This window comes from Faecalicoccus sp. (genome assembly GCF_036552745.1).
Classification (GTDB): domain Bacteria; phylum Bacillota_I; class Bacilli_A; order Erysipelotrichales; family Erysipelotrichaceae; genus Faecalicoccus.
Genome location: NZ_JAXKBY010000171.1, coordinates 1 through 7,886 on the forward strand (window position 1 = coordinate 1; position 7,886 = coordinate 7,886).

Below are 7,886 nucleotides of genomic sequence, written 5' to 3' on the forward strand. Positions count from 1 at the left end.
GCAGGTCATCATGGCTTTTTTGATGATCACGATGATTGCCATCATGATCCCAAGAGCCAACGTCAGTGCGTTGCGCGTCTATGAAATTCTACAAACAGAAAATACCGTATTTGAACCCGAACATCCGATGGATTTTGATAAAACAAAACGCGGAGAAGTCGAATTTGATCATGTTTCATTTCGCTATCCCGGTGCCGATGAAGATGTATTAACCGATATCAGCTTTACCGCCAGCCCCGGAGAAGTAACGGCCTTTATCGGGAGCACAGGTTCCGGGAAAAGTACGTTAGTGAATCTGGTGCCTAGATTTTATGATGTCAGCGAAGGTACGATTCGTGTGGATGGTGTAGATATTCGCAATGTAGATGCCTCAAGCCTGCGTGATCGAATCGGTTATGTTCCACAAAAAGGTGTATTATTAGCAGGAACGATCGAATCTAACTTGAAGTATGCCAAACCGGATGCCGATGCAACAGAAATGGATGAAGCCTTAGCTATTGCTCAGGCTAAAGAATTTGTCGATGCCAAGCCAAAGGGGATTAAAGAACCGATCGCCCAGCAGGGAACCAATGTATCCGGCGGTCAGAAACAAAGACTTTCGATTGCCAGAGCCTTGATTCGCAAACCGGAAATTTATATTTTTGATGATTCCTTTAGTGCTCTGGATTATAAGACCGATGCCAGGCTGCGTCAGCAGCTGCATACATCGATTCAGGAAACGAAAAGCACGGTACTTCTTGTCGCACAGCGTGTTTCCACCATCCTTCATGCCAATCAGATCATTGTCTTGGAAGAAGGAAAAATGGTAGGAAAAGGTACGCATTCAGAATTGATGGAATCTTGTTCAGTCTATCAGGAAATTGTTCTTTCACAAATGAATGGAAAGGAGCTTGAAAATGTCTAGCCCAATGCATGGAAGAGGACAAAGCGTACAAAAGCCTAAAGATTTTAAAGGCTCTTTAAAAAAGATCGTGCGCATTTTAGCTCCTTATAAATTTAGTTTTATTCTTGGTTTGATTACGGCTGTGGTTTCCGTTGTAATCAGTGTTGTCGGCCCTAAAATCATGGGGAATATCATTACCGAGATTGCCAATGGCTTTATGGCAAAGGTACAGGGAACCGGTGGTATAGACTTTGATAAGATCTTTGAGATCGTATCTATACTTTGTGCCATTTACGCATTAAGTTCAGCTTTTGAATATGTACAAGGCTTTTTGATGTCCGGTGTATCTAATAAGATCGGGTATTCTTTACGAAAAGAAATGAATCAGAAGATCGATCGTCTTCCGCTTTCTTATTTTGATAAACATGCCCATGGCGATATTCTTTCGCGCTTTACCAACGATGTTGATACATTGGTACAGTCCTTAAACCAGACCTTGTCTTCACTTTTAAGCAATCTGGTTCGTGTGATCGGATTTTTGGTCATGATGGTATCCATATCCTGGAAGATGACCTTATTGGCTCTTGTGATCGTACCATTAAGCATTATCGTTGTGATGTTTGTTGTGAAACGTTCTCAATCGTATTTTAAGCAGCAACAAAAATCCTTGGGAATCGTCAATGGTCATATTGAAGAAATGTATTCGGCACATATCATTGTGAAGGCCTTTAACGGTGAAAAACAAAGCATGCAAACCTTTGAAACCTACAACAAAGATCTTTATCAAAGCGCATGGAAATCCCAGTTTTTATCCGGATTGATGATGCCGTTAACCCAGTTTATCGGAAATTTAGGTTATGTCGGTGTATGTATTTTAGGTGGATACTTGGCGATGCGACAAGAGATTGCATTAGGGGATATACAATCTTTTATTACCTATACACGTAACTTTACCCAGCCGATCAACCAAATTTCACAATCGATGAATACGTTGCAGTCAACCGCAGCGGCGGCCGAGCGTGTCTTTGAATTCCTGGATCAGCCTGAACAACTTCCGGATTCTACAGCGCCAGTTTCCAACCAGGAAACAATAGGACAGGTATCTTTTGAAAATGTTGTTTTTGGCTATGAACCAGATAAGACGATCATTCATAACTTTTCTATGTATGTTAAGCCCGGACAGACGGTAGCCATCGTAGGACCGACCGGTGCCGGAAAAACAACGATCGTCAAATTATTGATGCGCTTTTATGAGTTGAATAGTGGTGCCATCTATATAGACGGCGTAAATATTAAAGATATGAAACGAAGTGATCTTCGAAGCAAAGTGGGTATGGTCTTACAGGATGCCTGGTTGTTTGAAGGAACGATTATGGAAAACTTACGCTTTGGAAAACAAAGCGCTACGGATCAGCAAGTTATCGAAGCCTGTAAACTTGCTCATGTCGATCATTTTATTCATACCTTAGATCATGGATATCAAACCATGTTAGGCAATGATACAAGTAATATCTCACAGGGACAAAAACAGTTGTTAACCATTGCCCGTGCTTTCTTAGCTGATCCTTCTATTTTGATTTTAGATGAAGCAACTTCTAGTGTAGATACACGAACAGAGATCTTGATTCAAAAAGGAATGGATGAATTGATGAAAGGCAGAACCAGCTTTGTCATTGCCCATCGATTATCTACAATCAAAAACGCCGATGCGATACTCGTCATGGATCATGGAGATATCGTAGAAGTCGGAAATCATGAACAACTTATGAAAAAACAAGGTTTCTATTACAATTTATATAATGCACAGTTTGAAGGAGATGAAGAAATTGAATAAAGTTCGAATTACTTTAGATGACTATAGAAATCTGGAAGAAGCATACAGTGATATTGTTGCTAAACTACGATTAGAGCAAGCAAAGGTGCAGGATATAACATCTTTACAAGAGGAATTGATGAATATTTCAGAAGATGTCGTGATTGAATTAAGGCAGATAAATACTATACCAGATGAACTTTTATCACTTCAAAAAGTTTTTGAAGATGTTCAACAAAACAACGATCACGTTTATCTAATCAGAGGAATTGGCTAAAAAACAATATCATTTCGTTAAAACAAGTACGGAATGATGGACCGGGAAAATGACTAAAAATGAGCAAGCAGAACATTCAAGTTTTGAATGTTCTGTTTTTGGCTAGTAAAACCTCTAGATAGTCTAGGGTCCGCCTAAGCTTAAGCGAAGAGATCATGAAAAAAAAGAGCCTCCTTGCATTATAATTCGTATGTGGTCTGCAAGCTACAACGAAAGATGTAAGGAGGTCTTTTATGTCACAGTATGCTGATGACTTACACAGTTTATCACATACGAAATGGAATTGTAAGTATCATGTGGTATTTGCACCGAAGTACAGGAGAAAAGACGTAGAAATGATGCATAGTTGGTCGAATAAAGATCCTTTCTAAGGTGGCTGTATTCTATGAAGATTGCAGAAAGTGTCGCAAGGCTGGGGAATAAGCTTTTATCTCTAATTGCCGTTTTATTAATCTTGCTGCTTTTCTCATATGGAGCTTACTCTTTGTGGGATATTTATCGAATCAATAATAATGCGTTTGTATCGGACAGTCTACTTCGTTATAAGCCGGACGGCATTCACAGCCCCGGCTTTGACGAGTTAAGAAAACAAAACCTAGATGTCAAGGCCCGGATCACCGTGGATGACACACACATTGATTATCCTGTTTTACAGGGAAAGGATGACATGGAGTACTTGAACAAAGATCCATTAGGATAATTTGCGCTAAGTGGATCCATTTTCCTTTCATCGCAAAACCAGGAAGATTTTTCAGATAGTTACAATGTGACGTTTGGTCATCATATGGAAAATGGGGCTATGTATGGGGATTTGTCAAAAATGCTCGATCAATCGTACTTGAAAGAACATCAGAAAGGAATATTGTATCTTTCGGATAAGATGATTGCGATTCGATTGTATGCGGCATTAGAGTGTGATGCATATGAATCTAATGTCTACCATATCGCTTCCATACAACAACATAGGAATTCCTTTCAAGATTTTGTCCACGAGAATGCCAAGGTCTATTTGGAATCGAACGTAAAATCTACGGATAAAATCATTGCTTTATCAACTTGTATGAGTGCCACGACAAATGATCGTATCGTTGTGTTTGGTGTTTTAAATGAGATAGAAAAGGAGGCGCCATAATGATAAATAAATTAAAAAAGAATAGACGTCTTCTTGTTTTGATTGTTTTTGCCATCTGCTTATCCATGGGATTTATGAAGCCTGTTTTTGCGCAAGAGAATAGTTTGACAGTTCGATTGCAGGCACACCTTTCCGTCTTGGCGGATGCAAAGCAAAGTCCTCCCAGAGAAGTATATCGTTTCAAACTGGAAACATTAAATGAAAAAAAGGAAGCCATAGCCGAGGATGTTGTTGAAACAGCAGTAGAAAATGAAGGGTATGTTTCCTTCAAGAATTTGATCTTTGATACGACAGGAACTTATTTTTATCGTATTTCACAGATTAATGATCATCAAGAGCAGGTTATATACGATCCTGCAATCTATTACCTTACTGTTGATGTATACTATGATTTGAATCATACTTTTGCGGCTTCTGTTATAGCTTATAAGGATGGTTCTGTAGAAAAAACAGAGGATATTCATTTTTCCAATTCGTATCAGTTAACCGGATCAAAACAAAACATAGATAAAACCAAGACACAATACACAACGCAGATGCAAAGCTGCTGGTTTTTATGTATCGCAGCTTTCATTCTATTGGTCATACTGGTGATTGCTTACAGGAGAAAAGAAGATGGCTGATGATCCGGTTGTAAAGGCTGTATCCAATCGTTTTCCTTCAAGAAGGCACGGTAAACATCCAAAAAAAGTAAGAGAAGAGAAATCAAAGGCATGGGCGGAAGTAAAGTTCTTTGGAATGCGTCTAATGGCAATGTTGTTGATTTTATATCTAATGTTTGGTGTTTTATTTGGTCTTATGCCAATGCCAAATGAAGATATAAAACCAAAGATAGCTGCCGGTGACTTACTGTTATTTTATCGTCTTGATCAGACTTATCAGATTGGTGATGTACTTGTCTATACTAAGGAAGATAAAACTTATGTCGGAAGAGTGGTCGCAAGAGAAGGCGATGAAGTTGATATTTCAGAGGACCATTATTTACAAATCAACGGTCATTCCGTTATGGAAACAGATATTTACTATTCCACAGGGAAATATGAAGGTGGAATTTCTTTGCCGGTAAAGGTTCCTTCTCAATGCTATTTTTTATTGGCAGATTTGCGTGAAGGCGGCAAAGATTCTCGAATATTAGGACCGGTAAATCGTTCGGAAATACAAGGTAAAGTCATGACCGTAATTCGTAGAAGTGGCATTTAATATATCATAGAGGAGTTAATTCACTATGATTTTTTATTTTGAAACCTCTTTAAAGTAATCGCTTACAAATTTTTTGAAAATATTTAACAAAAATTTGACAACATTTTTCATTCTATGTAGTATAAAAGAGTAAAGGAGTGATATATTTGAGAAGAATCAACATTATATTAGATCGTATTCAGGAGATGGATCGTCCTCTTGAAGAAATTTTCCTCTTGTTGCAGGTGGATTATAAACCCGAAGAGAGTCTTGAAACACTTTATAATGCATTGGTGAAGATCCAGGACCGCACAAAAATTCGTATCGTGCAGAAAAAGCCCGTTTCTGAACAGCTGATGCAGATCGTTCGTTGTTTTCAGAAATCCTCGGTACAAAATAAAAACTTAGACGTAAAGCTTTGCGTTGCATAGATAAGGTAGAAACAGGATTCAATAATATCCTGTTTTTTTATATGAGTGTAAAAAAATACAATATAGTTTATAATGAAGTTGAAAGCGCGGGGTTTATTATGAAAAGAAAGCCTCAATTCAACTTGGAAACCATAGAAGTTATATTGACTATTACTTTAATGGTTTTTATCTGTGTGAATGTTAAAACACATTGGATTCCCTTTTATATTGTTAATGCATTGTTGATCTTATTTCTATTGTTATTGGTGGTGATAAGAGCTATTGAGTATCACAAATATAAGAGAAATAAAGAAGGTTTTTCATTGCTTGTGATATGGGTCTTTATGTTTTTTTTCCAGTTGATTCTGCAGTTTTGGTTTTAAGAGCAAAAATCATAGAGCGATCGAATAAGTTCTGATAGAATATATATAACAGGGAGGGTTTTATGAAAAAATCAGTTATCCTTATTCTTGTTCTGGTTGTTGTCGTTTTGATCGTTGGCGTTTCTTTGTTTTTTGGATTGCAGGTCAATTTAGAAAAGGCAAGAGATATCGCATTAGATCGGGTATCGGATGAAAAGGCGGAAATTATTGAAGAAAAAAGCGAAAAAGAGTTCTTGTTATCAGAGTATGAGTTTACGATTCTTACAGAGGATGCTCGTTATGAGATTACTGTAGGAAGCTTTGGAGATATCAATGGATTTGAAAAAGAGGAACTTCCAAAACAATCAACGCAGTCTACTGAACAAAACAATACACAAAATAATACAACCGATATCGGAATGCAGAAAGCACAGGAGATCGCACTATCTAATCATGCCGATGGTACGATTACCGATGCCGATCGTGATGTAGAACCAAATGGTATCTTCTATGAGATCGAAGTGACAGAGGGATCGACAGAATATGATTATACGATCAACGGAAACGATGGAACGATTATAAGAACAACACAAGACAGCGTACATGATTAAGAACCTGGAAACGGGTTCTTATTTTTTATTATTGTTGTTTATTTTTCTTTATTATTTATTATTGATGTGTTATAGTAGTTGTGGTGATAAAAGATGTTTGTGGAAGAAAGACAAGACTTGATCGTAGAAGAGCTGATCAGTAAGGGAAGCGTACGTGTCAAAGAATTAAGTGAGCGTTTTTCGGTCACAGAAGATTTGATTCGTAAAGATTTAAGCGTTCTGGAAAAAGAAGGCAAATGTAAGAAAATTTATGGTGGTGCTATTCCGGTCAAAGAAAATGTACAACGGAAAACGGCAGCACAACGAAAGAAACTAAATACGGAACAGAAAAAAACGATAGCACAGAAAGCTGTACAGAAAATTGAGGATGGCAGTGTTGTCTTCTTAGATATCAGTACCACGGTCGTTGAACTGGCTCGTATTATTGCCGAAAAGAACCTTCCCATTACTGTAGTGACCAATTCATTGGAAGTAATCAATATTTTGGTCAACTCCAACAGTAATGTCATCTTCATTGGTGGTGAATTTGACTTTGGTAAAGATGGGTTTGTCGGCAGTCTGGCTGATCAGATGTTGGAAAACTTTCATTTTGATATCGCATTTATGGGCGTAGTTGGACTGGATTTGGAAGAAGACGCCGTTTATACGTATATGGCCAATGATGGAGTGACAAAACATGTGGTCATGAAGCAATCAAAACTGACTTATATGCTTGTCGATCATGAAAAATTCAGTCAGATTGGAAATTATAAATATGCCCGTGTGGAAGAATTTACCGGGTTGATCACCGATCATGCGTTAGGAAAAGCTCATCGCAAGCTTTGTCAAAAATACGGAATCGAAGTTTTAGACTAGGAGGACACACTATGGAAAATCGAATTCAAATTTTAAAAGACAAAATGCTTTCACAGCCTCGATATGTGAGTATCGAACAGGCGTTGATCATCACAAGAACATATAAGGAGCATGAAGGTGAATCTGCTCAGATGAAAAGAGCGTATGCATTATATAATGCGTTAAATGAATTGGAAATCGGTGTAGAACCGGAAGAATTGATCGTAGGAAATCGTACAAAAGGCGTCCGATATGGCGTTGTTTTTCCGGAAAGTGGTATCAGTTGGGTTGACCAAGAATTAGAAACGATCGATTCTCGTCCACAGGATCGTTTTCAGGTTCGTCCAGAGGATATTGAAACTTTCCGAAAAGAGATTCTTCCATA

The 7,886-nt window shown here is 38.0% G+C and carries 11 protein-coding genes and 1 pseudogene; all 12 read left to right on the forward strand.

Annotated features, from left to right (window positions below; genetic code table 11):
- Window positions 1-904, forward strand: a 904-nt coding sequence (locus U0M88_RS08175; RefSeq protein ID WP_331869508.1) for an ABC transporter ATP-binding protein, incomplete at its 5' end; no start/stop codon positions are given.
- Window positions 897-2,717: an ABC transporter ATP-binding protein gene (locus U0M88_RS08180; RefSeq protein ID WP_229035752.1), complete on the forward strand. Its 1,821-nt coding sequence runs from the start codon at window positions 897-899 to the stop codon at window positions 2,715-2,717. The genes U0M88_RS08175 and U0M88_RS08180, both read left to right, overlap by 8 nt.
- On the forward strand, window positions 2,710-2,973 hold the full coding sequence (locus tag U0M88_RS08185; protein ID WP_320801993.1) for a hypothetical protein: 264 nt from the start codon (window positions 2,710-2,712) through the stop codon (window positions 2,971-2,973). Before U0M88_RS08180 ends, U0M88_RS08185 begins: the two co-directional genes overlap by 8 nt.
- A gap of 233 nt (window positions 2,974-3,206) precedes the next feature.
- Window positions 3,207-3,299, forward strand: a pseudogene (locus U0M88_RS08190) (IS200/IS605 family transposase); the annotation flags it as partial.
- Window positions 3,300-3,358: 59 nt separating this feature from the next.
- Window positions 3,359-3,673, forward strand: a complete 315-nt coding sequence (locus U0M88_RS08195; RefSeq protein ID WP_320801992.1) for a hypothetical protein — start codon at window positions 3,359-3,361, stop codon at window positions 3,671-3,673.
- 66 nt (window positions 3,674-3,739) lie between these two features.
- Entirely contained in the window at window positions 3,740-4,105 is a 366-nt protein-coding gene (locus U0M88_RS08200; RefSeq protein ID WP_442902245.1) for a class B sortase, read from the forward strand.
- Window positions 4,105-4,728, forward strand: coding sequence for a Spy0128 family protein (locus U0M88_RS08205; protein ID WP_331869509.1), 624 nt, complete (start codon window positions 4,105-4,107; stop codon window positions 4,726-4,728). The genes U0M88_RS08200 and U0M88_RS08205 overlap by 1 nt, the downstream gene beginning before the upstream one ends.
- The gene (gene lepB / locus U0M88_RS08210) at window positions 4,721-5,305 is read left to right on the forward strand and encodes a signal peptidase I (RefSeq protein ID WP_331869510.1); all 585 of its coding nucleotides are present in this window, start codon (window positions 4,721-4,723) and stop codon (window positions 5,303-5,305) included. Before U0M88_RS08205 ends, lepB begins: the two co-directional genes overlap by 8 nt.
- Window positions 5,306-5,451: 146 nt before the next feature.
- Complete coding sequence (locus tag U0M88_RS08215; protein ID WP_117446239.1) at window positions 5,452-5,715, forward strand: hypothetical protein; 264 nt, start codon at window positions 5,452-5,454, stop codon at window positions 5,713-5,715.
- 424 nt (window positions 5,716-6,139) lie between these two features.
- Window positions 6,140-6,667: a PepSY domain-containing protein gene (locus U0M88_RS08220; RefSeq protein WP_331869511.1), complete on the forward strand. Its 528-nt coding sequence runs from the start codon at window positions 6,140-6,142 to the stop codon at window positions 6,665-6,667.
- Between the two features lie 93 nt (window positions 6,668-6,760).
- Complete coding sequence (locus U0M88_RS08225) at window positions 6,761-7,522, forward strand: DeoR/GlpR family DNA-binding transcription regulator (RefSeq protein WP_117446236.1); 762 nt, start codon at window positions 6,761-6,763, stop codon at window positions 7,520-7,522.
- 11 nt (window positions 7,523-7,533) lie between these two features.
- On the forward strand, window positions 7,534-7,886 hold a 353-nt coding region (locus U0M88_RS08230; RefSeq protein WP_331869512.1), incomplete at its 3' end, for a pyruvate formate lyase family protein.